This window comes from Limnothrix sp. CMB-01 (genome assembly GCF_055193175.1).
In genome coordinates this window covers 4285474-4310368 of the sequence record NZ_CM143720.1, presented here as the reverse complement: position 1 = coordinate 4310368, position 24895 = coordinate 4285474, and the positions used below count along the sequence as shown (strand labels likewise).

The 24895-nt window shown below is 54.2% G+C and carries 25 protein-coding genes; 9 read left to right on the top strand and 16 right to left on the bottom strand.

Features of this window, described 5'->3' with window-relative positions:
- Positions 1 to 48: 48 nt before the first annotated feature.
- Positions 49 to 1251, top strand: coding sequence for a glutathione S-transferase family protein (locus tag ACZA91_RS17830; protein WP_463183803.1), 1203 nt, complete (start codon positions 49 to 51; stop codon positions 1249 to 1251).
- Positions 1252 to 1279: 28 nt separating this feature from the next.
- On the opposite strand, the gene dacB is transcribed toward ACZA91_RS17830, so the two are convergent.
- Complete coding sequence (dacB, locus tag ACZA91_RS17825) at positions 1280 to 2854, bottom strand: D-alanyl-D-alanine carboxypeptidase/D-alanyl-D-alanine endopeptidase (RefSeq protein WP_463183801.1); 1575 nt, start codon at positions 2852 to 2854, stop codon at positions 1280 to 1282.
- 254 nt (positions 2855 to 3108) lie between these two features.
- Positions 3109 to 3285, bottom strand: coding sequence for a hypothetical protein (locus ACZA91_RS17820; protein WP_463186490.1), 177 nt, complete (start codon positions 3283 to 3285; stop codon positions 3109 to 3111).
- Between ACZA91_RS17820 and hrcA the strand changes: the two genes are divergently transcribed.
- The 4 genes from hrcA to ACZA91_RS17800 all read left to right on the top strand — a co-directional run bounded on the left by hrcA (position 3229) and on the right by ACZA91_RS17800 (position 7959).
- Positions 3229 to 4359: a heat-inducible transcriptional repressor HrcA gene (gene hrcA / locus ACZA91_RS17815; RefSeq protein ID WP_463183799.1), complete on the top strand. Its 1131-nt coding sequence runs from the start codon at positions 3229 to 3231 to the stop codon at positions 4357 to 4359. The two genes, ACZA91_RS17820 and hrcA, sit on opposite strands and share 57 nt — an antisense overlap.
- Positions 4360 to 4504: 145 nt before the next feature.
- Positions 4505 to 5458 carry a ribonuclease Z gene (locus ACZA91_RS17810; protein WP_463183797.1) on the top strand — a complete coding sequence of 318 codons (954 nt, stop codon included), beginning with the start codon at positions 4505 to 4507 and terminating at the stop codon, positions 5456 to 5458.
- A gap of 205 nt (positions 5459 to 5663) precedes the next feature.
- Positions 5664 to 7088 carry an NADP-dependent isocitrate dehydrogenase gene (locus ACZA91_RS17805; RefSeq protein ID WP_463183796.1) on the top strand — a complete coding sequence of 475 codons (1425 nt, stop codon included), beginning with the start codon at positions 5664 to 5666 and terminating at the stop codon, positions 7086 to 7088.
- A 538-nt stretch (positions 7089 to 7626) separates the two neighbouring features.
- Positions 7627 to 7959 (top strand): rhodanese-like domain-containing protein, encoded by a 333-nt coding sequence (locus ACZA91_RS17800; RefSeq protein ID WP_099534306.1) that lies wholly within the window; start codon positions 7627 to 7629, stop codon positions 7957 to 7959.
- A gap of 225 nt (positions 7960 to 8184) precedes the next feature.
- Here the strand turns inward: ACZA91_RS17800 and ACZA91_RS17795 are convergent, their stop codons facing one another.
- From ACZA91_RS17795 to ACZA91_RS17785, 3 genes are all read right to left on the bottom strand, one after another.
- Positions 8185 to 10182, bottom strand: coding sequence for a diguanylate cyclase domain-containing protein (locus ACZA91_RS17795; RefSeq protein WP_099534283.1), 1998 nt, complete (start codon positions 10180 to 10182; stop codon positions 8185 to 8187).
- A 1130-nt stretch (positions 10183 to 11312) separates the two neighbouring features.
- Positions 11313 to 11753: a response regulator gene (locus ACZA91_RS17790; protein WP_099534284.1), complete on the bottom strand. Its 441-nt coding sequence runs from the start codon at positions 11751 to 11753 to the stop codon at positions 11313 to 11315.
- A 400-nt stretch (positions 11754 to 12153) separates the two neighbouring features.
- On the bottom strand, positions 12154 to 16047 hold the full coding sequence (locus ACZA91_RS17785; protein WP_463183793.1) for a PAS domain-containing protein: 3894 nt from the start codon (positions 16045 to 16047) through the stop codon (positions 12154 to 12156).
- Between the two features lie 260 nt (positions 16048 to 16307).
- Here ACZA91_RS17785 and ACZA91_RS17780 point away from each other — a divergent pair, with 260 nt between their 5' ends.
- Entirely contained in the window at positions 16308 to 16514 is a 207-nt protein-coding gene (locus ACZA91_RS17780) for a hypothetical protein (RefSeq protein WP_099534287.1), read from the top strand.
- A gap of 110 nt (positions 16515 to 16624) precedes the next feature.
- Here ACZA91_RS17780 and ACZA91_RS17775 read toward each other — a convergent pair whose 3' ends face one another.
- From ACZA91_RS17775 to ACZA91_RS17765, 3 genes are all read right to left on the bottom strand, one after another.
- On the bottom strand, positions 16625 to 16939 hold the full coding sequence (locus tag ACZA91_RS17775) for a hypothetical protein (protein WP_463183791.1): 315 nt from the start codon (positions 16937 to 16939) through the stop codon (positions 16625 to 16627).
- 229 nt (positions 16940 to 17168) lie between these two features.
- Positions 17169 to 17369, bottom strand: coding sequence for a hypothetical protein (locus ACZA91_RS17770; RefSeq protein ID WP_099534289.1), 201 nt, complete (start codon positions 17367 to 17369; stop codon positions 17169 to 17171).
- A 262-nt stretch (positions 17370 to 17631) separates the two neighbouring features.
- On the bottom strand, positions 17632 to 17802 hold the full coding sequence (locus tag ACZA91_RS17765; protein ID WP_158234487.1) for a hypothetical protein: 171 nt from the start codon (positions 17800 to 17802) through the stop codon (positions 17632 to 17634).
- Between the two features lie 313 nt (positions 17803 to 18115).
- Here ACZA91_RS17765 and ACZA91_RS17760 point away from each other — a divergent pair, with 313 nt between their 5' ends.
- A complete protein-coding gene (locus tag ACZA91_RS17760; RefSeq protein ID WP_463186473.1) occupies positions 18116 to 19549 on the top strand; it encodes a circularly permuted type 2 ATP-grasp protein in 1434 nt (477 codons plus the stop codon).
- 135 nt (positions 19550 to 19684) lie between these two features.
- Here ACZA91_RS17760 and rpsD read toward each other — a convergent pair whose 3' ends face one another.
- Positions 19685 to 20293 carry a 30S ribosomal protein S4 gene (gene rpsD / locus ACZA91_RS17755; RefSeq protein WP_099534291.1) on the bottom strand — a complete coding sequence of 203 codons (609 nt, stop codon included), beginning with the start codon at positions 20291 to 20293 and terminating at the stop codon, positions 19685 to 19687.
- Between the two features lie 209 nt (positions 20294 to 20502).
- Here rpsD and ACZA91_RS17750 point away from each other — a divergent pair, with 209 nt between their 5' ends.
- On the top strand, positions 20503 to 20676 hold the full coding sequence (locus tag ACZA91_RS17750; protein WP_190530695.1) for a hypothetical protein: 174 nt from the start codon (positions 20503 to 20505) through the stop codon (positions 20674 to 20676).
- A gap of 146 nt (positions 20677 to 20822) precedes the next feature.
- Positions 20823 to 21194 carry a DUF6464 family protein gene (locus ACZA91_RS17745; protein WP_099534293.1) on the top strand — a complete coding sequence of 124 codons (372 nt, stop codon included), beginning with the start codon at positions 20823 to 20825 and terminating at the stop codon, positions 21192 to 21194.
- A gap of 180 nt (positions 21195 to 21374) precedes the next feature.
- Here the strand turns inward: ACZA91_RS17745 and ACZA91_RS17740 are convergent, their stop codons facing one another.
- The 7 genes from ACZA91_RS17740 to ACZA91_RS17710 form a co-directional block, all read right to left on the bottom strand.
- Positions 21375 to 22049, bottom strand: a complete 675-nt coding sequence (locus ACZA91_RS17740; protein ID WP_099534294.1) for a DUF3318 domain-containing protein — start codon at positions 22047 to 22049, stop codon at positions 21375 to 21377.
- Between the two features lie 509 nt (positions 22050 to 22558).
- Positions 22559 to 22678, bottom strand: a complete 120-nt coding sequence (locus ACZA91_RS17735) for a photosystem II reaction center protein J (protein WP_099534295.1) — start codon at positions 22676 to 22678, stop codon at positions 22559 to 22561.
- A gap of 214 nt (positions 22679 to 22892) precedes the next feature.
- Complete coding sequence (locus ACZA91_RS17730; protein WP_099534296.1) at positions 22893 to 23012, bottom strand: photosystem II reaction center protein L; 120 nt, start codon at positions 23010 to 23012, stop codon at positions 22893 to 22895.
- Positions 23013 to 23024: 12 nt separating this feature from the next.
- A complete protein-coding gene (gene psbF, locus ACZA91_RS17725; RefSeq protein ID WP_099534297.1) occupies positions 23025 to 23159 on the bottom strand; it encodes a cytochrome b559 subunit beta in 135 nt (44 codons plus the stop codon).
- Between the two features lie 22 nt (positions 23160 to 23181).
- Complete coding sequence (psbE, locus tag ACZA91_RS17720; protein ID WP_099534298.1) at positions 23182 to 23433, bottom strand: cytochrome b559 subunit alpha; 252 nt, start codon at positions 23431 to 23433, stop codon at positions 23182 to 23184.
- 56 nt (positions 23434 to 23489) lie between these two features.
- Entirely contained in the window at positions 23490 to 23741 is a 252-nt protein-coding gene (locus ACZA91_RS17715; protein WP_463183786.1) for a hypothetical protein, read from the bottom strand.
- Positions 23742 to 23844: 103 nt separating this feature from the next.
- Positions 23845 to 24876 (bottom strand): photosynthesis system II assembly factor Ycf48, encoded by a 1032-nt coding sequence (locus ACZA91_RS17710; protein WP_463183784.1) that lies wholly within the window; start codon positions 24874 to 24876, stop codon positions 23845 to 23847.
- Positions 24877 to 24895 lie beyond the last annotated feature (19 nt).

The following is a 24895-nucleotide window of genomic DNA, read 5'->3' as shown; positions in this document are numbered from 1 at the left end:
AATCTAGAACTGAATGAAACCTTGAATAGGCTTGCTACATCACCAACCATGACCCGCGACCCCCTATCTTGGACTGATTTAGCAGCGCTGACCCAATGGCAACCGAACTTAGTTCATGGGCCCACCAATTCCCAAGCAAAATTGCGACTCTTTGGGCAGCCGGACGCTGAACCCCGCGTCACGCTCTATCGCGATCACCACGCTTGGTGTCCCTATTGCCAAAAGGTTTGGCTTTGGCTAGAGGAAAAGCAAATTCCTTACCGCATCGAAAAGGTCACGATGTTTTGCTATGGCCAAAAGGAGCAATGGTATAAGCAAAAAGTGCCCTCGGGCATGTTGCCAGCCCTGGAACTAGATGGGTATTTGATCACGGAAAGTGATGATATTTTGCTGGCTTTGGAGCAGGCATTTGGGCCATTGATCTATGGCATGGAGTCGGCGCTGGTGTTGCCTTTGCGCCGTTTGGAACGGTTGCTGTTTCGGGCTTGGTGTTCCTGGCTTTGCTATCCAACCTTATCTGAGCAGCAGGAGGCTCGAAACCGGCGGCAATTTCTGGAGGTGGTGACCTCCGTTGAGGCGGCCCTGGCGGCAACTTCTGGGCCTTATTTTTTAGATCAATTCAGTACGGCAGATGTAATTTTCACACCCTATGTGGAGCGGATGAATGCCAGCTTGTTTTACTACAAAGGCTATTCATTACGGGACGAAAATCCCCGTTTGAAAGATTGGTTTGCGGCGATGGAAACTCGATCGACCTATCGCGGAACCCAAAGCGATTTTCATACCCATGCCCATGATTTGCCGCCACAAATGGGCGGCTGTTGGGAGAACCAAGATCCACAAACTGCGATCAATCAAACCAAGGTGGATCATGGCCCTTGGTTGGGCTTGCCGGACGCAACCTATGAGGAGCCAGACACGGCCCGATCGGAGGCCCTATTTCGGATGGTGAAGCATCGGGCGAATTTAATTCGGGTGAATCCCAGTCACGATGAGCTGGTGGATCAGGCGTTGCGCTGTGCCCTGACGCGGATGATGACGGGTGAGGTTTGTGTGCCGCCGTCGGGGTCGGATGTGGCGTTGCGATATCTGCGCGATCGAATCAGCGTGCCTCGGGATATGTCGATTTATGCGGCGAAATATCTGCGTGAAGCCCTGGAGGCGACGGCGGCCTTGGCGGGCGATCGCCAGGGGCCACCGATTCCCACCAAGCACCGCCGCGATCAGGATCCAGCGAATTTCTTGCGCTGAGGATGAATCCAAGACGGCTGGGAATGGCTCAGTTGGCACACGATCGCGCCCCATACAGCCACAGCACCACCTGATCCAGCGCGGCCCGCAGGTCACGGGTGGGGGTGTTGGCGTGGTCAATCATCAAACTAAAGGCCACGGGCCCCCACTCAGGATGGTTCAGATAGCCAGACAGGGCCGCCACGCCGGTCAGCGTACCGGTTTTGGCGCGTAACTGGCCCGCTAGGGGAGTGTCCCGAAAGCGGTTGGCCAACATGCCGGTTTCCCCCGCGATCGGCAGGGAATTTTCGTAAATCTGGGCATGGGGCGATCGAGCCATGATCGTCAGCAGTTGCACGATCGCCTCGGGGCTAACCAGGTTTTGGCGCGACAGGCCCGCACCGTCCACCAGCCGATAGGCCGTTGGATCCAAACCCAAATCAGTCAAGACGGTTGTGAGCCGATCCATGGGGCGATCGGGATCTAACCAACGCAACAGGGCCTCCGCCCCCAAGTTATCGCTGGCTTGGTTCACCTGGCTAATCACCGCCGCCAGATTGGCGGATGCCAGTTCCGCCGTGGGCTGTCCCAAGGGCCCGGGCGGATTCCGGAGATTCACGATCGGGACAACGGGCGGATTCCGAAACCGATCGTAGGCAGGGGCAGGCAGGGGGGCCACTTCCAAGGGCGATCGCTGCCAATTCACAGTCGGCGGTGGCGGCGGGGCCACCAACGGGTGCGATCGCACCTGGCGAAAAAATTGCTCCGACAGGCGATCGGCAATCAGCCAAGCGAATTGTTGGCCCGGTCTGGGATGGGCCACTTCCGCTTGGGCCAATGTGCCCGTGGGCAGCCCCCCAGTGAACAGAATCAATCCCGTTTGTCGATCGCGTTGCAATTGCCAGGTGGGTTCCGCGTCGGCCGGCAAAGCCTGAAATCCCCGAGGCTGAAACCAAGTCAACAACCCTTCCACTGGCTCTTGGGTTTGCACTTCCAAACTCGGCGCACCGTCCAAAAACTGGGGGCGAAAGGTCAAGGAAACGGCGTTGCGATCGACCATGGCCCGGTTCACCACGGGAGCGTAACCATAGGTCAAATCATCCCATTCCCAACTGGGCGGAGTTTCTGAGCGATCGAACACCACCACATCCAGCGCCTCCGTTGGCGGGTGCAAGGTCGCCAGGCGATCGGCCCAAGCCTGGAGCTGTTGGTGGGTGATGGTGGGGTCACCACCGGGCACAATCCACCAAGCGGGCCGGGGTTGGGTGGCGCTTTTGGGTCGCCAATAGGCCCACGTGGGCGATCGAAACTCGGGGCCCAACGCCGCCAGGGCCGCCGCCGTGGAAAACAACTTGGCATTGGAGGCTGGCACAAAAAATTGTTGAGCTTGCCCCTGAATCAAGGTTTGGGGATTGGCAGGATCCAAGGTGCGGGCCAGGAATCCCCAGTGCGATCGGGCCCAGCGGGGATCCTGTTGCCATTGGGCGATCGCGGCGGGCAAATCCGCCAAGCAACGGGGTTGGGCTGGCTCCGTGGCCCCGGCAACTCCAGCCCCCAACAGTCCGATCGCCCCGATCGCCGCCAACCCTTGAGCAGCCCAGCGTCCCTTGATTCGATCGTCCATGACGATGTTTATTGACAAGATTGATTAGTAATGTTCGCTTGAAAACGCCCGTTAACCGTCCATTAGACTGCAATTCGCTCATCGGGCTTCGGTTTCAACTCAGCTCTAACTCCACTCTTAGCCAAGTCCCAATCCAGATCCAATTCAGATCCAATTCAGACTCAATTCAGATCTAAGTTGCAGCTATGACAGATTGCTCCCGCCGCCGCCCCCTACAATAGGAGGCAGTCGAGCTTCTAACCGCCTGCCCAGTGCTAGGCGATCGACCCGCCCAGTCTCATTGGTAGCCATTCTGCCAGGGCGATCGCCCCGATCGCGCCCCCCGTTTTCATTGCCCCATCCAACTGATCGCCGTTTTCGATTTTTCCTAATTTATGGAGTTTCAGCTCACCGAACGCCAAGAGCGCATTTTGTTCGCCACCATCCGTCACTACATCTCCACGGCCGAGCCAGTGGGGTCAAAGGTGCTGGTGGAAGAATATCAACTGGATGCGAGTCCGGCGACGGTGCGAAATGCCATGGGGGCCTTGGAAAAGGCCGGCTTACTCTACCAACCCCACACGTCAGCCGGGCGCGTCCCATCGGACTCGGGCTATCGGGTCTATGTCGATCGTTGCGCTGTCCCGTCCGATCGCACAGCCCAAAAGGTGAATCAACTCCTGAGCGATCGCCTGGATGCTTCGTCGCCCCACTTGGAAGTGTTGCTGAAGGGAGCGGCCCAGTTGTTGGCTCGCCTCAGCGGTTGCATCGCGGCGATCGCCTTGCCCCAAACCCGCACGGTTCAGGTGCGCCATGTGCGACTGCTGCCCATGGAAGTCGATCGGGTGATGGTGTTGGTGGTGACGGATGATTACCAAAGCCATTCCGCGATCGTGCCCTTACCGAACACCGAAGAGGCTCCCCTACCGGATCCGGAAACCCTGGAGCGGGAGTTGGTGATTCTGTCGAACTTTTTGGATGCTCGCCTGCGGGATCACTCCCTTTTGGCCGTGGCCCATTTGGATTGGGATGAGCTGGGCCGGGAGTTCGATCGCCGGGGCCAAGCTCTGCGGGAAGCCTTGATTCATTTGGCGCGCCGGGCCCAAACCCCGATCGCCACCCGAATTTTGATTAGCGGCGTGTCGGAGGTGTTGCGCCAACCAGAGTTTTCGGAGCTGCAACAGGTGCAAACCCTGATTCATCTGCTGGAAGCGGAACAAGATCAACTGTGGTCGCTGATTTTTGATGAGCCAGAAGATGAGCGCCGGGTGCGCATCCGCATTGGCATGGAAAACCCCTGGGAACCCATTCAGGGTTACACGCTCATTTCTTCCCTCTACGGCAACGGCCTATCGCCCCTTGGCAGTGTGGGCATTTTGGGCCCGACCCGGCTGGACTACGATCGGGCGATCGCCGCCGTGGGGGCCACCGCCGACTATCTATCCGAGGTGATGGGCGCATCAGGATCGGAACTGCTAGCAGGTCGCTACCACCCGGCGATCGGCAACCCCGATAGCTCCGGTTAATTGCCCCCAAACCATGGGCATCAGCCCTTGAGACGCGAAATGGGAGTGGTTGCCAGACCCGATCGACCGGGGTGCTTCCGGGTGCAACGAACGGCCCCGCCCGTGGCAAGATAGGGGCGATCGATTCGCAGGAGCAGCGACCATCTTGGAAGTGACGTTTTTGGGCACGAGTTCTGGCGTACCGACCCGATCGCGCAACGTTTCCAGTTTGGTGTTGCGGTTGCCTCAGCGGGCCGAAGCTTGGTTATTTGACTGCGGCGAAGGCACGCAACATCAGCTCTTGCGCAGTGAAGTGCGATCGAGCCAAATCACCCGCATTTTCATCACCCACATGCATGGAGATCATATCTTTGGGTTGATGGGATTGTTGGCCAGTTCTGGCTTGGCGGGGCAACCTCACCCGATCGATCTCTACGGGCCGGCCGATTTATCGGGGTATTTAAAAGCCTGTCAGCGCTATTCCCAAACGCGCTTTTCCTTCCCGGTCAAAGTCCACACCGTGGAACCGGGCAAAATCTTTGAAGACGACGAATTCACGGTGCATTGCCAACTGCTGGAGCACCGGGTTCCGGCCTATGGTTACGCGGTCACGGAAAAAGATCGCCCCGGCCGATTTGATATTGAAAAAGCTCGGGCCCTGGAAATTCCCGCCGGCCCGGTTTATGGCCGCCTGAAGCGCGGCGAAACCGTCACCCTGCCCGACGGCCGCACAATTGACGGCCAAACCCTCTGTGCGCCGCCGGAACCAGGACGCAAATGGGTTTATTGCACGGACACAGTGTTTTGTGAGCGATCGATCGAGCTGGCCCAGGATGCCGATGTGCTGATCCACGAGGCCACCTTTGCCCACGCGGATTCACAATTGGCCTTTGAGCGGCTCCATTCCACCACCACCATGGCCGCCCAAGTGGCCTTGGCGGCGCAGGTCAAAACCCTGATCATCACGCACTTCAGCCCCCGCTACGCCCCGGGCAACGCGATCGACTTTCACGATTTGCTGAACGAGGCCCGAATGATTTTTCCCAACACGGAAATGGCTAAGGACTTTTGGAGCTATGAAGTGCCCCGCCGCCGGGCGATCGACCTGGCCTCGGTTTAGGCCAATCAACCCGGGGCCAATCAACCTAAAGCCCATTGATACCGATTCACAACATCGATGAACGTCGATCGATGCTGACCAGTGCCGACCAGTGCCAATCAACCGATCGATGGGCGATGTCTCCGATCGATCGAGTCTGTACGCCATGACCCGCCGAATTGCGAGTCGCACGGTATAGTTACCCCAATCCGTTTTTCGCGCAACCATGTACGACAAGATTACGCCCCCCACCGTCGGTGAAAAAATTCGCTTTGAAAACGGTCAACCGATCGTCCCCGACAACCCGATCGTTCCCTTCATTCGCGGCGATGGCACGGGCATTGACCTTTGGCCCGCCAGCCAGCGCGTGCTTGATGCGGCGATCGAACAAGCCTACGGTGGTCAGCGCAAAATCTCCTGGTTCAAGGTCTATGCGGGCGACGAAGCCTGTGAAGTCTACGGAACCTATCAATATCTCCCCGAAGACACCCTCACGGCCATTCGGGAATATGGCATGGCGATTAAAGGCCCCCTCACGACTCCCGTTGGCGGCGGCATTCGATCGCTCAACGTAGCCCTGCGGCAAATTTTTGATCTCTACGCCTGTGTTCGTCCCTGTAAGTATTACAACGGCACGCCTTCTCCCCACAAAAGCCCTGAAAAACTGGACGTGATTATCTATCGGGAAAACACCGAAGATATCTACCTGGGCATTGAGTGGAAACAGGGCACTCCTGGCTGCGATCAATTGATTGATTTTCTGAACAATCAACTGATTCCCGAAACTCCGGAACTGAAAAATAAACAGATTCGGTTAGATTCCGGCATCAGCATCAAACCCATCAGCATCACCGGTTCCCAGCGCCTAGTCCGTCGGGCGATTCAAAACGCCCTGCGGTTGCCCAAAAATAAACAGGCCGTGACCTTGGTTCACAAGGGCAACATCATGAAATACACCGAAGGAGCCTTCCGGGATTGGGGCTATGCGGTGGCAACCGGTGAATTTCGTGCCGAATGCGTGACTGAGCGGGAGTCGTGGATTCTGAGCAATCAAGAGAAGAATCCTGACCTGTCGATCGAGGACAACGCCAAGCTGATTGACCCCGGCTATGACAGCTACCCCGCCGAAAAGCGGGAAGCCATTTGCCAAGAGGTGCGCGAGGTTCTGGAAGCCATTTGGGACAGTCACGGCAACGGCCAATGGAAGGAAAAAGTGATGGTCAACGATCGGATCGCTGACAACATTTTCCAACAGATTCAAATTCGCCCCGATGAATATTCAATTCTGGCGACCATGAACCTGAATGGCGATTATTTGTCCGATGCGGCCGCCGCGATCGCAGGCGGTTTGGGCATGGCTCCGGGGGCTAACATTGGTGACAACGCAGCCATTTTTGAAGCCACCCACGGCACTGCGCCCAAGTATGCGGGATTGGATCAGGTCAACCCGGGATCGGTGATTTTGTCTGGCGTAATGATGTTGGAATTCATGGGCTGGCAAGAGGCGGCTGATCTGATTAAGACCGGTTTGGCCAAGTCGATCGAGCAGCGAGAAGTGACCTACGATCTGGCTCGACAGATGGAGCCGCCTGTCAATCCGCCGCTGAAGTGCTCGGAATTTGCCAGCGCCATCATCAAAAACTTCGGCTAGGGCTTCTATGGGCCAAGGGGCGAATCCGTTCCCAAAACAGTGGGTTCATCACCTGCTGTGCTGCGGAAGGACTGACCTTGGCCCCGCCTCGATCGGTTCCCGATCGATTTCCCTAATCAATTGCTGGTCAATCATGGCTATGCCTGGCTGACCAATCCTGATCTCAATTTCCAATTCATCCATACCAATCAGCATGGAACCTGGAACCTCAAAGTCAGTTACTTTGATGGCGATTTTCGATGGCGATTATTTAAGGCCGATCGATGGTATAAACCACGACTTCATAGCCCAAATGGGATCAATTTCAGAGCGGCTTGCTGTTTAAAATTGTTTTGAAATTGGCCGAAGCGTCTACAAAAGACACTGTTAAGTTCTGGTTTATACAATTAGTCGCCTGTTTTTAAAAGTCGGGTTATGGTGATAAAGAATCCCTTCGTAGGGTTTTCTTCTCGGCCAATCTCGATCAAATTCAATTAATCGCAGTTTGCTGCGGTCTTTCGCCCCTTTTGAACAGAAGCGTGATTTGGAACGAATGCTAATGGATACCGTGACTGTGCAAGATTTGGCAGCCTATTTACGCGAACCGACCGGTCTGGTGCAACTGGTAGATGTGCGGGAACCTCAAGAATTGGCCTTGTCGCAACTCCCTGGATTTATTAATTTGCCCCTGAGTGAATATGAACAATGGAGCACCATGATCGAATCAATCCTGAACTTTAATCAGGAAACCTGGGTGATTTGTCACCACGGGTTGCGATCGGCTCAAATGTGTCAGTGGCTGGAAGGGAAGGGCTATCAAATCGTGAAAAACATCACAGGCGGCATTCATGCCTATGCCCTAGAGATCGATCGCTCAGTGCCCCTTTACTAGGTTTTCTTTGGAGTTACTGAGGTCTTTCAACTAAACAAATCGCAATTCGTTTGCTGATTGTTTGCTGAAATTTACTGAAGTTAATTGACGTGATCTGAAGTTGCTGAAATTGGCTGAAGTTAATTGACTAAAGTTAATTGACTAAGGTTAACTGATGTGATTTGAAAGTTGCTGAAATTGCTCAAGTTAACTGATGTGATCTGAGTTGATCCCACACCACAGAACTCAGTGGGACAACTCACCGCTTGGGCAAGCTCGGTTGCGACCACGGGTTTTCGCTTCAAACAGGGCCAAGTCAGCCGCGGCCACCAGCGCCGAGGGATCTAAATTGGCACGCGGAATCAGACTGGCGGCCCCTAAGCTCAGGGTCACGATCGAAGCCACGGGCGAATAGGCATGGGGAATTTGCAAATCGCGGATGGTTTCGAGAATGCCATGCGCCACCGTCATGGCTCCGTCGATGTGGGTTTCCGGCAAAATTACCGCGAATTCTTCCCCGCCATAGCGAAACGTGAGATCCGTTGATCGCTTCACGGCCTGGGCGATCGAGCGGGCCACCTGGCGCAGGCAATCATCCCCCGCCAAATGGCCATAGCGATCGTTATAGGTTTTGAACGAGTCAATATCACCCACCAAGATTGCCAGGGGCGATTGTTGGCGCAAGGCCCTTTGCCACTCTCGGGCCAGGGCCTCATCGAAACTGCGGCGGTTGGAAATGCCCGTCAGGCCATCCAACGTAGCCAGTCGCTCCAACTTTCGGTTGGCCAACTCTAACCGTCGATATAACTCCGCCTGTTGAATTGCGATCGCCAGTTGGCCGGCCAACTGCTTCAAAAACTCAATTTCCCAGGCTTGCCAACTGTGGGGTTCGTGCCACTGATACACCACCAACAGTCCCCACTGATCATCTCCAAGCGGATTAGGCGGATGTCCCGTGGTGGCCCCGCCCTCTGGGCGATCGTCCATTTTCAGCGGCAACACCGGCACCGCTTCCCCTCGCAAAATGGGCACGGCTAAGATGGCACGCACCCCCGCCTGGGCAATGGCATCCCGGTAAGCGGCCGGCCAGCGATCGTCCGCCAACACATCCTCCACCTCCCAAATCTCATGCTTCACGAGGTAGAGCAACCGCTCCAGGCCCGCCCCGTCGGTCACCGCCTCACTGCCACAGACTGGAGGAGCGGCATCACGGCAATTCATCGCCGACAGCTCCAGTGCATGGGTGCTGGATGGGTCAGCGTCCGATCGACTCGCCATCCCCGCCGGAGTCAAGTGACGATAGATGGCCGTTTGATCCACCCCCAACACTTCGCGCACCGTTTGCACCGTCGTTTGCAGAATTTCCCCCAAATCTAGCGATCGGCGAATTTGCTGGGTCACTTGGCTCAGAAGTTGTTCCCGTTCCGCCTGTTGCCACAACAGGGCCTCCGCCTGTTGCCGTTCCGTAATATCCGTAATCACGCCCAGCAGTTGCCGTTGGGTTGAATTGGGCAACATCAAGGGCTTTTTAATGGTTTGAAACCAACGCACTTCGCCCGTTGAGCTGCGGCGTGGCTCCTGGGCAATATATTTTTCTTGCATGGTTTCAATAATCGATTCTTCCTCCCGCTGGCTATGTTGCACCTGGGCCGAGTTTCCGCCTAGTTCCGCTTCTGTTTTGCCCAGCATTCGCCCAGGCGTTGTGTTGTAAAACGTTGCTAAAGCTTCATTAACTAGGGTGAATCGCCCTCGTTCATCCTTCACAAAAATAAAGTTTGGGTTCGCGTCAACAATTGCCCGCAAAAACGACTCCTGCCGTTGCAATTCTTCGCGGTTGTGGCGCAGGTCATCCAAAATTTGTTGCCGCTCGATCGCATAGCGCATGGCCCGCGACAGCAAATTTGGCCGCAATTCATCTTTTAAAAGGTAGTCTTGGGCCCCTTCGCGCAAGGAAGCCAACCCGATCGCCTCGTCATCCAACCCCGTCAGCACCACGATCGGCACATCGGCCACCGCCGATCGCACCCGCCGAATCGTATCCAGCCCGTAGCTGTCCGGCAGGGCCAAATCCAACAGCACAATATCGTACCGCCGTTGATTCAACAGCGTCAGGGCATCGCTCAGGCGATCGACCCTTCGCCAACGAAACCCTTGGGTCGTCACCTTCGCCAAAATCATTTCCAATAATCGCGCATCCGTGGGATTGTCTTCCACGACCAGCACTTCAATCGCTGAGTCCCCCACCGCTGAATTAACCTCCTAGATCCTGTGGCCGCGCGATCGTGAGTGGCATAGCATGACTGACCTCAAATGACCTCGATCGTTGTCAACTTCAGCCTAACCACCCAAACCTCAACCCCCAAGGGGATTGATTGGCAAAATTGCCGCCACCGGTTTGCCTAATCATTTCCGCCCATGCGACTCCAGCAGTCCTCCCACCCAGAAAGCAATCAGACCTTGAGGGCGGTTGTCTAGCAGAATCCCAGTGATCCTACTCATTTAACCAACCCCATGACCAGAATTTTCCCAAAGGTAAAGGCAAAGTAAAGGCACAGCCGAACATCCTTGGAAGTTCGGCTCGTTAGGTCTATCTCATGCAAATTCCTGCCCTATACATCATGACCCATCTTTTTAAGACCAACCTTAAACTGGGAAGTCTTAGCAAGTGAGCTGATCAAACTCATGATTTTCGTCTAAGTATTAACGAGAGAAGCCTACCAATCAATATTCTTGGATTGTTTTTACGCTGTGATAGAAACATCACTGTCCTTGAATATTTTCAGGATCAATCATGCGCTCCCGATCGGTCAATTGTTCAGTATTAACCCAAAGCAACCCAAGCATGGTCAAGGAATGTCTGAGCAATGTGCGAAATGCTACCAGAGTGATTACAGATTCAAATACAGCCCTTACCTCGCTGACTACGCACAGTTATCTATAGTTATTTGTAGTTATCTGTAGGATGGCTAATGTCCACCTAATGATTGCTGCATGGCATCTGTGATATGGCGTGCCGATCGTTCCGGGTAAAGGCTCTATATCAATTTTAGCTAACGATTCGATCGATAGTGGTCAAGTTTAGTTATGCAAGCGGCTCATCCAATCTGTTCGGTTTCTTTGCAGGGAACAACCATATTAAAATTAACTAACTCGTCAAAATAAATAATCAAGTAAATAATCAAAATCAAGAACAAGAACAAAAATTTTTATGATCTTACATCATTAGTTCAAGTTTCATGTTGTCAGCAGTGAAAAATTATCTATTTTATTTTCAGAGTTTATTTTTAGGCTTCATTTTCAGAATTTATTTCCAGGTTTTATTTCTGGGTTTTATTTCTGGGTTTTATTTTCAAACAGTAAACCGATGATGGCTTTTAGAACTTTGGAGAGGGTAATTTCACAGAACGTAACCAAAACGCCTCGATTGCCAGTAGCGTTTCTAAAAGACTATGTAAACTATCTGGCTTGGTAATGTAGGCATTGGCTTGCAATTCATAGCATCTGCGAATATCTTCCTCTTGATCAGAAGTGGTCATCACAATGACAGGAATAATTTTGAGTGATGGATGTTTTTTAATTGCTTCTAAGACTTCATAGCCACTACGACGGGGTAAGTTCAAATCTAAAAGAATTAAATCGGGCCAGTATTTTTCAGGAACTAATGCTGTTTTCTCTAAAAACTTGATTGCTTCTTCGCCATCTCGCACCAAGTGTAATCGATGGGGAATGTTCAGCCGCCCAAACAGCCTTTCTGTTAGCCTGGCATCAACCGCTGAATCTTCAATGAGTAAAATTTCAATATTTTTTGCTGGCATTATAACGACATCCTAACAATCTGGTCACTGCCTGCTCATTTGCTGAAAGGGGTAATGATTCTGAAATTGGGGGTCATTATTAATGGGATTATATTCCTATTGACTCATCATTTCTATTCACTCACAAACTCACTCATTCACCAATCCTTCGATCGATCAACAAACCCTGCACAGCCCGATCGAGAACCCCTCAACTGAGAAATCCTGCTGTTGTCTGGCAATTACTCCATTAAACCCACTCAACCAATTCAGCCCATTGAACTCATGGCACTCCTTGGGCTGGCCCAACTCAAACGATTGGGCAATTTAATAACAATCATTGGCTTTAATAACACGGACGAAAACCCATGGCACGGGCGATCGAGCGGAATTAAACATCAATCCTACAGGGTTGCGATCGCTAGCTGGGGCTAAAACTTAGCTCAGTGATGGGAATGGTTTCGGGCTGGTCGGGAATCGTAAACCAGAATGACGATCCTTGGCCGAGTTGAGATTGCACCCCGATCGAGCCACCGTGACGCTCAATAATTTTCCGACAGATGGCTAACCCAATGCCAGTCCCTTCATATTCTTCACGGTTATGGAGTCTTTGGAAAATATTAAAAATTCGCTCGCTATATTGTGGGTCAATTCCAATGCCATTATCAATGACCTGAAAACGCCAATGATGCTCTTCGTGATTAGCAGTAATGGTAATGACAGGATTGGATTTGCCCCGAAATTTTAGGGCATTGCCAATGAGATTTTGAAAAAGCTGTGCCAATTGCATAGAATCGGCCAAAACAATGGGTAAATTTTTAGCCTGAATAGTGGCCTGATTATCTTGAATCGCCAGTCGTAAATTATTAAGTACGATCTCAATAATCTGGCTGCAATCAACCGGTTCTAGGGTTCGGCCGCGAGTTTCCACTCTGGAATAGGCCAAAAGATCTCGAATCAATTGGCGCATTCGTTGGCCGCTGTCGATGATGAATTGCAAATATTCTTGGGCGTTTTGATCAAGTTGGGGGGCGCATTCTTCCGTGAGCATTTCTGAGAAGGCAATGATGCCACGCAGGGGTTCTTGCAAGTCATGGGAAGCGACGTAGGCAAATTGCTGGAGCTGTTCGTTGGAGCGCCGCAATCCTTCAATGGCTCTGGTGCGTTCTTCAAGGAGGTGGGCTTGGTAAAGGGCAATGCTCAGTTGTCCAGCCAGTTGTTGTAACAGGTCAATTTCAAAGGAAGTCCAATGCCTTGGCCCCTGACATTGCTGAAGGCACAGCAGCCCCAACAGAATGGTGGCCGGTTGTAGCCGATCGGTCAGCACTTCCGGGGGCACAAATCCAAGGGCACTGGGATTGAAGTGAACAGCGGCGATGGTGACGGGGACGATCACTTGGCTACGAATGCTGAGGCTGTCGATGCAACTGCGCTGTTCGGGGGACAGTTGCAGTTGGGTGAGGTCGTCTTCGCAGGAAATTTGCCCCTGCCAGTAGCGATCGAGGTTGGGGTGGGTGTTGTCTAGGTTGAGGGTGCAACACCAGGTGTGGCTGGGGTCGATCGCCCCGAAGGGCTGGGCGATGGCTTCGGCGGCGATCGATCCGTTGCCGTCCGCTTGGCAACGGTAGAACATCACGCGATCGGCTTTGAGGGTTTTTTGCAGTTCGCTGACCGTGCGCCCCAAGATCACTTGAATATCCAAAGATTGGCGAATTTTGAAGGCGATCGAGGCGAGCAGTTGCCGATAGCGGTTTTGGTTGTTGCGCTGGAGGGCGGCTTCTCGCTCTTGGGTAATGTCGCGGGCGCTGCCCAGGAGCTTAATCACGCGGTTCCAGGCATCGCGGATGGGGACTAAGCTGGTGTGCCAAATTCGCTGTTTACCCCGAATCATCAGCTCTTCTTCGCAACGGATGGTGTCCCGGCCAGCCACGCAGGCTCGAAACCGAGCAATGATCGGCGTGGCACAACTGGGGGGAAACAGGTCTTGGGGCGATCGACCGATGATGTGGGTGGCGCGGTGTTCCAAGGCCCGTTCAAAGGCGGGGTTCACGGTTTCGTAGGTGAACCGTCCGTCTGGGTGGACATTAACCAAAAAAATTCGTTCGTCCGATCGCTCAAAAATACTGGAGTAGAGCGCTTCTGAGGCTCGCAGCCGATCTTGGGTGGCTTGGCGATCGTACCAGGCGTAGATGGTGTCCCCAATGGTTTGCAGAATTTGCAGGTCTTGGGCTAACCAGGAACGCGCTTGATGAACACAAAGCACCAAGGCTCCCCAGAGGGCATCCCGGCGATCGTGAATGGCGGCAATGAGCACGGAGTTGGCCCCCAAGCAGTTGAGCCACTCGGTCACGGCGGAATCTTCCGATTGCAGGGCCTGTCGGGATTCAATCACCACGGCTCGATCGCGCCCTAATTGCTCAGTCCAAAGGGGCGGCAAATGGCCCCCAAGGCGGTTAAAGTCTCGTACCACAGGCATTTGATTCTCTTCATGCCACTCGCAGGCCAGGTTCAAAAGGGGGCGTTCCATGGGCCCATGGAGCAGCAAGACCCGATCGGCCAACATGGCTCGCCCCACCGCTTCCAAAACAGACCCAAACCGCACATCATCATCGGCAGTCACCAACAGACGCGCCACATAGGCCACCACACTTTCCAGGCTGAGGCGATAGCGCAAGTCTGCCTCAACCCGCTTGCGATCGCTCACATCCCGAATGGCCACGGCATAGGCCGGCTCCCCCAACCACTCGATCGGGGACACATTCAAATCACCCACGCCCACGGAACCATCGGGGTGCAGAATATCAATTTCTGTGGTTTTCTCGGAGCCGATCGGAATTCCAAGGTGCTCGCCCACCAACTGTTCCGGCGATCGCCCAAAAAGCTGACAGGCCGCCGGGTTGGCATAGTCAATTCGCCCCTCGCGGTTCACAATCACGATCCCATCGATTGTGTGATCCAACACCTGATCCAAGACCGCTAACCACGATTGGGATGCCGCTCGAGATCGATCGGCTGCTCCCAAGGCTGGCAGGCGATCGCCTTGAATGGCGGTAATTTCGCCCTCGGTGGGCACTATTTTCGGCCCGTTGCCCTCGGCACTTGGGGCCGGCGGCATGGCAACCGCCTCGATCGAGTTTTCGGGGTTAATTTCAGGGTTAACTCCGGGGCTGGTATCAACGTTAATTTCGGGGTTAATTTCGGGGCAAATTCCAGGATCAGAGCTGGTTTCCGGTCTAATTTCCGGTTCAATCTCAGGTCTAATTTCAGGGCCGGTTAATAAACTCTCAGCGGCCATCCCGGCCCGATCGCTGCTAGGGCCCGAAAAAACGCCCCCCAAGGGAATTCTCAAGCCGGGTAGCACGGTGGTTGACGGCACTCTGGGCCGCTGACCGGCGGGGTTGGCCGGTGAAGCTTGCGGTTGCCAGCCCATTGGCGCGGATGATGGCAACCCGATCGTCAATTCTGAATCATCACTGGGCTGCAATCCTGATTCTGAACGGGCTGCCAAGTCCGCTGTCCATGGGGCGATCGGACGGGTGGAGTCGTTGTCTTCCCGATTGCGGTCTTCCCGATCGCAACTGGCCGTTGCGAGCAGGGGTTGCTCGATCGAAGGCAACCCTGGGGCGCAATTGATGACCACACCGGGAATGATGCCCGGAGTTGCCCCCGTCTTCGAGTGGGAAGCTGGGTTAATCGTCGAGTTTTCGATCGGGCTTGCGATCGGGCCGCTGGCCAATTGGGTTCCTGAATTTGGTTTCTCCGCACTGGCCCGCACAATCACCGCAGCCGAATCCGCGATTTCACCCATTTCTTCCGCAAAAGGAGCCGCCAACGCCAACTGCCGCTCCCAATTGGCCAACACCCCTTGCACCAACCGCAACGATCGCCCCAACCGGATCAGGCCTCCCGTCGCCGCCAACGCCGACCACACCAAAGCATCTAGCGCACCCGCCTCAATGGCCGCCACCTCCGCAGCGGGCGAGTCCACCAACACCACCAACAAGCGGGCGATCGAAACCTGATATTGTTCATCAACCATCCCGGACAAGGGCATCGCAACCGGTGACCCAGAGGGGAGCAAACACCGCCACAACGGCTCTCCCTGCTCATTCACCACCGCCCCATCCACCACCAACAACCCCGTTGGCCACAGGGAACTGTCATTCGCCAACCATTGCTGCTGGGCGATCGCCCCGTCAACGATCGAAGCAGCCTGGGCCCAGTGCGTATCCACCTGCGCCAGCCACTGCACCACCTGCTCTGCCCGATCGCGATCGGCACAGACTACCGTTGTTGGCAAAACCCGATATTCCATCTCCCAATGGTACGCAGAACCGCCAATCGCGCGCTGCAACCTCAAACACCCAAATTAGACTTCAATCACACCGCAAATTTTGCCAACTATCAATCTTGGCAGCTATTGTTAACGACCATGCTCCTAAATGCTTTCAGTGGTTAAATGAACCATGAATGCCGATCAAGGGCTAGTGAAAGTCAGCAACTTTCCAGTTCTTGATGCGCCATTCCTCCGCTCTTGTGAACTTTCACTCTTCTTTAGACTTTTTCCTCAGAGCCATGGCCGAATCTCTCGCGCTGATTGACGATGACAACTGGGCTGCCAACTTAGAGCAAGTGATTCGTAATGCTCAAGATGGCGATACCATCATTGTTCCCAACTTCTCAGTTCAAGCCCTTGCTGAACGAGCCAAGGATGAATTATATCCTGATAAATTACTGCTCTTTGTGGTTCCAGAAACTGCCAACTCCGAAGCCAGCAATTAAGAGCAATTAATCTAACTTCATCAAACACTAATCAACAGTCCGTGCAAAATCAATTCAGGAACTTACAGGAACTTAGTTGCTCCAAAGCATTCATTTAAGTATCCAGTCAGTTATTGATCTGCTTGATTGTGCTTGATTGTGTTTGATGACTTGATTATGTTTGATGACTTGATTGCGTTTGGTGATGCGTTGGGCTTAGGCCAGAACCAGAGCAACTGTGGCCAAATTGTTTGCAAAACCAAGGCGGTTCCCGATCGCCAGTGGTCGGGAGCCGCCTGTTGTTGTTTGAGGATTTGTAACCGGTGACTCAGCGATCGCCAGTAGGCGATCGAGAACCCCGCCAAATAGGTGGCCAAAATCAGACCCAAACCATGCTGAATGAAAAACTGAATGAGAAAACTTTCCCAGTGATGCCCAAGAATCATCGAAGTGACAACACGATTGCTAACAGTTACTCAATGAGTCCAAAATCTTGAAGAAATTTTGACAAACCTGAGCAAGCCCATTATATCGGAAGGCTAGATATCGTGAGGCCACATATTCCAGGGGCAGATGGTGCAGGGTCAGATATCACGGAACGCAAGCAAGCTAGATATCCAAAAGCTCAGGAGCAAACTAATTGCTCAACCCATTATTGCTCAACCCATTACCGAACTAATTTGCGCAACTGAGCCAGCCACGGCGCACAGCGTGAACAATTCGATCGATTGCGGCCAAATCTTCGAGATCTAACGAGCAGCTCAACAGAGCACGGGACAGACCCCAGCGATCACTCATGGTCAAGCACCGGGATTCCCAAACACGCGAAAACAGTTCTGCCAACATATCTTTGTAGAACCAGGTTGTTTGCGACATGTCTGTGAACCTCCCAGGGCATTTCAGAATTGGATTGCTAACAAAAAATTCGATGTTGATGTATCGGGTTTCAGTGCTCAGTGCCATGATCTTTGGAGTTGGTTAAGGGTTGGCGAAACAGGACAAAAGCCAGCTATTGGAGACAACTAATTTTTAAGAGTGATGAAGGCACTGGGCACTTGCGAATTAGTTATCTCGATGACATTAAATATGCCGTGATTTTGGCTTGAACGTTGTGATTCATCTGTAATTCAAGCCGTGATTATTTCCCCGCAATCGCGTGACGAAAGCCCATGATTGTGGGTGGTAATTTCACAGGCCAAGCGTGATCCACCGACAGAGGTGCTGTGATCCCGATCGCCCGGTGATCCCCCGCCGGGGCCCAACCCCTTGGGGCCGCCACCTCTTGCCCGCTGCCAACCGCAATGCCCATCGCCCATCTGGGATGATTGAGAAGGCTCGTTTGGATTCCGAGATCACCAACGCCTTTCGCCGATTCCGTTAGCCTGAACCTAGGCTTCACCGCGCGATCGCCCCGGAACAGTCACACCCTGGCTCAACTTCCATGCATTTCTGGGCAACCGCGATCGCGTCAAAACTTACAGAATCACGGCCAGCCCCTGCGTTATCACGGGCTAAGGGGCGATCGACTCCAACCCCCGAGCCTCGGCCAGCGATCGCCCAACCCGATTCACCCTTTATTGGCCCAACCCCGAAAGCCCATGACTCGGCCCACGCATCCGCCTATGAATGTGGATTCCTACGATCCAGGGGACTTTTACGATGAGATGTTTGCCGGCCCCGGTCAGCCCCGCCCCGAAGCTCAATTTTTGGTCGATCGCCTCCGATCGCTATCGGCCACCGAGGTCAGCCAACGCCAAGAAGCAGCTCAAATTGCCCTCTTCCGGCAGGGGGTCACCTTCAATGTGTATGGAGCCAGCGAAGGCATTGAGCGAGCCTTTCCCTTCGATATCATTCCGCGCATTATTAACGCCCAAGAATGGCAAACCCTCGAACAGGGTCTGAAACAGCGAATTCATGCCCTGAATTGCTTTTTACAGGATATCTATAGCGATCAAAAAATTATTGCAGATGGTATTTTGCCCCGCGATTTAATCGAATCAGCCAAGGGATTTTTGCAGCCTTGCATGGGATTGCAGCCCCCCAAGGGCATTTGGTGCCACGTGACCGGAACCGACTTGGTGCGCGATCGCCAAGGGCAGTTTTATGTGCTCGAAGATAACCTGCGCTGCCCGTCGGGCATTTCCTACGTTTTGGAAAATCGGCGCGTGATGAAAAGCACCTTCCCCAAGGTCTTTGAAAACGCCAACATTCAGGCGGTGGATGAATATCCGTCGCGATTATTGGAAACGCTGCTGAACCTTACGCCCGATCGCCTGGCCAATCCCACCGTCGTTGTGCTCACGCCGGGAATCTACAATTCCGCCTATTTTGAGCATTCTTTCCTGGCTCAACAAATGGGCGTGGAACTGGTGGAGGGGCGAGACCTGGTGGTGGCCGATGGCTATTTGCAAATGCAAACCACCAAAGGCCTGCAACGGGTGGATGCCATTTATCGACGGATTGACGACGACTTCATCGATCCTCAGGTGTTTCGCCCCGATTCTATGTTGGGCGTGCCTGGGCTAACGGATGTGTATCGATCGGGACGAGTGGCGATCGCCAATGCGCTGGGAACCGGCGTGGCCGACGACAAGGCGGTTTATGCCTACGTGCCCAAAATGATTCGCTACTACCTGAATGAAGAGGCCATGATCCCCAACGTGCCCACCTATCTTTGTTGGGAACCGGCGGACTTGACCTATGTGCTGGAACATTTGGATTCATTGGTGGTCAAGGCGGCCAACGAATCCGGGGGCTATGGCATGTTGATTGGCCCCCAATCCACCGCCGAGCAACAGGCCGATTTTGCCGATCGAATCCGGGCCAACCCCCGCAACTACATCGCCCAACCCACCCTCTGTCTGTCGCGGGTTCCCACCCTGCTCGATGGGGAGTTTGAGGGCTGCCATGTGGATTTGCGCCCCTATGTTCTCTATGGGGAGGATATCTATGTGCATCCCGGCGGTCTGACACGGGTGGCCCTGCGTCGGGGATCGCTGGTGGTCAACTCTTCCCAAGGGGGCGGCTCCAAGGACACTTGGGTGTTGATGGATTAGGCATTGCAATCGAAAAAAATCACCCAACCGATCGGGCTGGGTGACTCTTGAAATGCCTTTTTGGCAATGGATCCAGAAACCTGAATCCCAAATTTGCATAGAAGTGGGGAATTGGGGAATCTGGCCCCAACGAACCTAAGCTTGGCGAGAGTAGTACTCAACCACCAGTAGTTCGTTGATTTGCAGCGCCACCCACTCGCGATCGATCACGCTGTTCACCTTGCCGGTCAACTTTTCCTTGTCAAATTCCAGGTGGCTGGGCATGTTGGCCAAACCGGGGAATTGCAGGTTGTTTTCCACAATTTTGCGCGATTGATCTTTCGGCCGCACCGTAACCACGTCCCCAGGACGGCACTGATAGCTAGCCACGTCCACGCGCCGGCCGTTGACCATGATGTGGCCATGGTTCACCAACTGACGAGCGGCGGGAATGGTGGGAGCCATGCCCAAACGGAATACGGTGTTATCTAGGCGCATTTCCAGCAGTTGCAACAGCACCGTTCCCGTGGAACCGGCTGCCCGACGAGCTTTCCGAACGTAGCGCAACATTTGGCGCTCGCTGACACCATAGTTAAACCGCAGCTTTTGCTTTTCTTCCAAGCGCACGGCATATTCCGAACGCTTTTTGCGGTTTTGGCCATGTTGTCCGGGCGGGTAGGCACGCTTGGCACTCTTGCGGGTCAAACCCGGCAGCTCGCCCAAACGACGCACAATGCGGAGACGCGGACCTCTGTATCGAGACATAACTAAGACTTTAGATTCCTTTCCTTGTTGCGGTTTTTGCGCCTAATCGACAACGGGAAGGACGGTTGGAGATCAAGCAACGCAAGCTTCTGAGCCAGAAAGCTTATGACAAACGTGCCAGCCGCGGCATACGTTTCCAGACTGACCAGTATACAGGTATTGGCGCGATCGCCCTAATGTTTTGCACAAAATTCCCGCGCATTTTTTGCGTGGCAACGGCGCAGTCATGCGGGCTGGATTTTTGGGGCCATTGCTTGGCGGACTTGGATGATTTTGTTGGCTGGGCCGATCGATCCAAAATCGCCCGGGCTGATCGGTGGTTTGGCCCTGGATTGTGGATCCCTGTGCGATCGACCGGTGAGGTGGCCGCCGGATTCCGGTGAGTCTCGGGCTAGGATAGGACAATTGCGAATGCCGGGCGATCGCCCCAAGGGGCCAGGCCCTCGCGCCGATTTCCCATCATCCGATTGCAAACTGCCCGATCGGGTTTGTCAACCAGGTTCCTTCTGAATCCTTCCCCCGTTTGCCCATGCAACAAGATCCACCCTCATTGCCCACGGAGGTGATTGTCACCCACCCTCGTGAGTCCCTCGGTGATGTGCAACTTGATTGGCATCCTCAGCCCGGCAGCTACTTAGACTTGGCCGGCAAGACCTACGCAGTCTTGGAACGACACCATCGCTATCAACTGCGATCGGGCCGCTACCATCTCTACAAGATTGCGTTGCATGTACAGGCCACCCAGCGCCCCTCAGAGCAAAACTTCTTTGAAGGTCAATGGATCATTGGCGATCCGCGCTGTCGATTCAATGCGCGATCGGAACTGCTCCGTTGTGCCGTGAACCCGTCGGGCCCCTGCTTGGGCTGTCGCTCCTTTGAACTGATTCCTAAGCGGGCCTAATGATCCAGATGATCAAGCCCCATTCAGCCTAGCTGGGTTGAGCTGTCTGGGCCTAAATCATGGGGGGATCCCGCAGTTGGCGAGATCCCCCCAAAATGTTCAAGCGGCAGTTAAGGGCCCGGCCTCAAAGCACTAGCCTCAAGATGCCAGTTTTAAAACGCCAACTTTAAAACGCTACCCTTAAAACTCCAACTGCCGATCCCGATCGCGGTAGAAATTCGGCTCCGATTCTGGGCCACCTTGCATCCGAGCTTTGGCCTTGGCGGCACTGCGCTTCAGGGATTGCAGTCGCGATTCATACCGGCTGCGCAATTTCTTTTTAGGGGTTTGTTCCACCAGGGTTTTCAGGGCGCTGCCCAAACTTTTGTAGGCATTGGGCAAGGAATAGCCAAACCGAGCGGCTAGGGCGATCGCCTTTTCATCAGCCTCGATCGACTCTTTCAGTTGTCGATCACTGTTGTTTTTCTGATAGAGCCGCCAGCCGGACACCCCACACAACCCCAAGGCCAACAGCAACAACAGGCCGTCTTGTACCCACAGTTCACCCACCGCACCGCCTAGCCCGATCGCCAGGGCAGCCATTTCCCAGCCGTCGCGCGGGATGGTGTCGTTTTGAATGCGGGCCACCTCGTGCCAAAACAGCAAATTGCGCTGATCCTTCGCGAATTGCTCCCAGGCCACCAAATCCACCTGAATTTCCACCTGATCCTTGCCGATTTCTTCGCAACGAATCAGGGGCGGATTCACGTCCATGGCCTTTTCAACGGTTACCCAGCTCTGTAGCTCAGGGGGCAACAGGCTTTTGAGTCGTCGAAGTTCGCTGAGATCCGATCGAGCTGTGGAAAACGAGGTCATTGCAACTGGTATCCAAACCGAAAAAGCACCGGAAACAACCCGAATCTAGCTGGGGAGAGCAACCTGCCCCGGCATCCGTCGATCAACTGTTCTAAGGTTCTGGGCAAGGTTCTGGACAATGGCGATCGCACCCTGGGCTGGTGGCTCCGTTTAATGGGAATTAATGGAAACCAAGCCATCGATCACTGGGGAACCTTGTCCGGCTCTGGCTGATCAGGGGCCCATGCCAACTTGCGGAACAGTGCTCGTTGATTGGTGATCTGATCGGGTATTTGCAGTATATCGCGCCCCGTTTCCGGCTCCCGGTCGCCAATCGCACATCTTCAGCGGTTGCCATGGGGTTCTGCCACGGTTCCACCACCCTTGGCCAGGGTTTGATCGGGTGGGGCGCTGGGCTAGATTGTGCCACTGGCAACCCTAACCACTGATTCCCATTGACCAGACCCTAATCAGCAAAAACGCCCTTGTGCCAAGCGACAAGAGCGTTCCCAATCAACAGGCAGCCAAAATTACATCGACGAACCAAGACCGACGTAAGCGCCATAGAAAAACAAACCGACAACACCGATGACACCAATACCGGCGATCGTGCCGACAACCCACAGGGGAATTCGTCCGCCTCCAGACACAGCCGTGACCTCCTTAGTAAGGAAATAGGGTTTGATGAGGACGCGCCACTAGAGCGCATCACACTGAATAGTTTCCCCAGCTCAGGGCTGGAGGATGTTGATCATTCGTTGACCATTCAACGATCATTCAACGAATGCTTCATCAATTCAGCAGCCAATCAGCAGCCAAGGCTTAAGCCGGAGCTTAAGTGCTTGCGCGGCTCAGTTGACCAGCCTAGTTGAAGAAGTAGCTGGACATCAAAATGCCAATCACGAAAATAAACAGCAGACCTAGATAGAGCGAAGTCCGGTTCAGCTCTACGGGTTGCTTGTTGGGGTTAGGGCTACGTTCCACAGTGACAATCTCCTAGCGCTGAATGAACTGCATGGCCGCGATCGCGCCCAGGAAGAACACCGTCGGTACTGCCAGTGCGTGAACTGACAACCAACGAACGGTAAAAATCGGGTAAACAACGGGCTGGTTGGGATTCTGCGTCGCCATGATTGTTAAAAACGCTCAATAACTACTTCTGCAAGAACTGATCAATCTGAGTCTTAGCGCCTTGACGGATTTGCACGATCGGCACTTCGGTGCGCGTCTCGGTGAAGTATGCGTTGGGGCGGGGCGTTCCGAATGCGTCGTAGGCCAAGCCCGTGCTGACAAACAACCAACCAGCGATAAACAGAGCCGGGATGGTGATGCTGTGGATGACCCAATAGCGGATGCTCGTTACGATGTCCGAAAACGGACGCTCACCAGTTGATCCAGATGACATAGTCTCTTTAGTCTTCTCTCAATGGAAAATTAAACAAGAGCTAGCGGCTTGCCCAATCATTCAACCCGGAAACCGCTGAGTTTTGGGAACTTCAGCGACGGCCGGAGAATGGGCAATTGCTGGTTTCCATGATACAGAACGGGGGAAAAACTCCACAAGCCAATCCTGGGCGATCGAGCTTTTTGCGAGGGGCGGCGGGGATCGGGCGATCGCTGGGGATGCGTCCCGCGATTGTCATGAACCGGCACATGAACCGGCACATGAACCGGCACATGAACCGGCACATGAACCGGCACATGAACCGGCACATGAACCGATGCAGAAACCGGCGACTAATCCACCAGCGATCGAGCACCAACAACGCTCCCGGCCGCAACTCACCGAAAATCGATGGACAAAGCCGCGATCGCCTTAGCTGGCAGCCGGATCTGCGGCATTGAGCTTGGCTGTGTCATAGCGCAAGATTACGCCGTTTTGGCCCAGCACAAAGCCCTGATCCTGCCCAAAGAACAGAATTCGGTAGAAATTGGAGGGCACATCGCCGACGGCGCGATCCTTCTGCCAGGTTTTGCCACCGTCATAGCTGGCGAGCAAATCGCCGCTCCCCCCAGTAATCCACAGCTCCTGATCATTGCGATAGGCCAAGTCCAGCAGCCCAAGGCTGTTGCGCAGTTCGGGGCTGGTGGTGGCGGCCCAGGTTTCCACATCGGTGGGGCTGCTGAATTGCACCTGGCCCCCGCGTGCGAGAGACCACAGGCGATCGTCAGGGCCAAAGCCCATGTTTTGCAGACGGCGCGAGCTGTTGCGGTTATGTTGCTGCCAAGCTTCATCGCCAGGAGTCCAGGTGGAGTAGTAGCTCCCCCGCGAGGAAACGGAGACGTATTTACCGCTGCTCGATCGGGAAACGTTGCGCACCACCCCGATCGACTCTTGCACCATGGCTTTCCAGTTGCGGCCGCCGTCCGTGGTGCGGTAAATGGCTCCCAAGTCGGTCATCATTTCGGCCTGCTGGGATCCCAAAGCCACAATCAAGCGTGGATCGCCGGGCAGTTGGTTGCTGAGGGGAATTTCCGACCAGGTTTTACCCTCATCGGTGGTATGCAGCAGGATGGCGGGCTTACCGACAATCCAGCCCTCTTTGCCCGAGAAACTCACGGACTCCAAGTTATAGGGCGAGTCACCCAAATCCAGGGACTTATCGGCCCAGGTTTTACCACCGTCAGTGGTTTCCAGGATGGTGGCCCCTTTACCCACCATCCAGCCGTGGGGCCCCTTGCCCACCAGGGTCACATCCAACATGGTTTGTTCGGTGGGCAGGTTAATCACCTCCCAGGGGTTGGCCGCTACGGAGTCAATTTTGCGAGCGGTGCAGCCCACGCAAAGCAGGGCCGCAAACAGGACAGGCAATAATTTGGGGAATAGATTACGAAGCCAGTGGGTCATGGGATAAATGGGATGATGA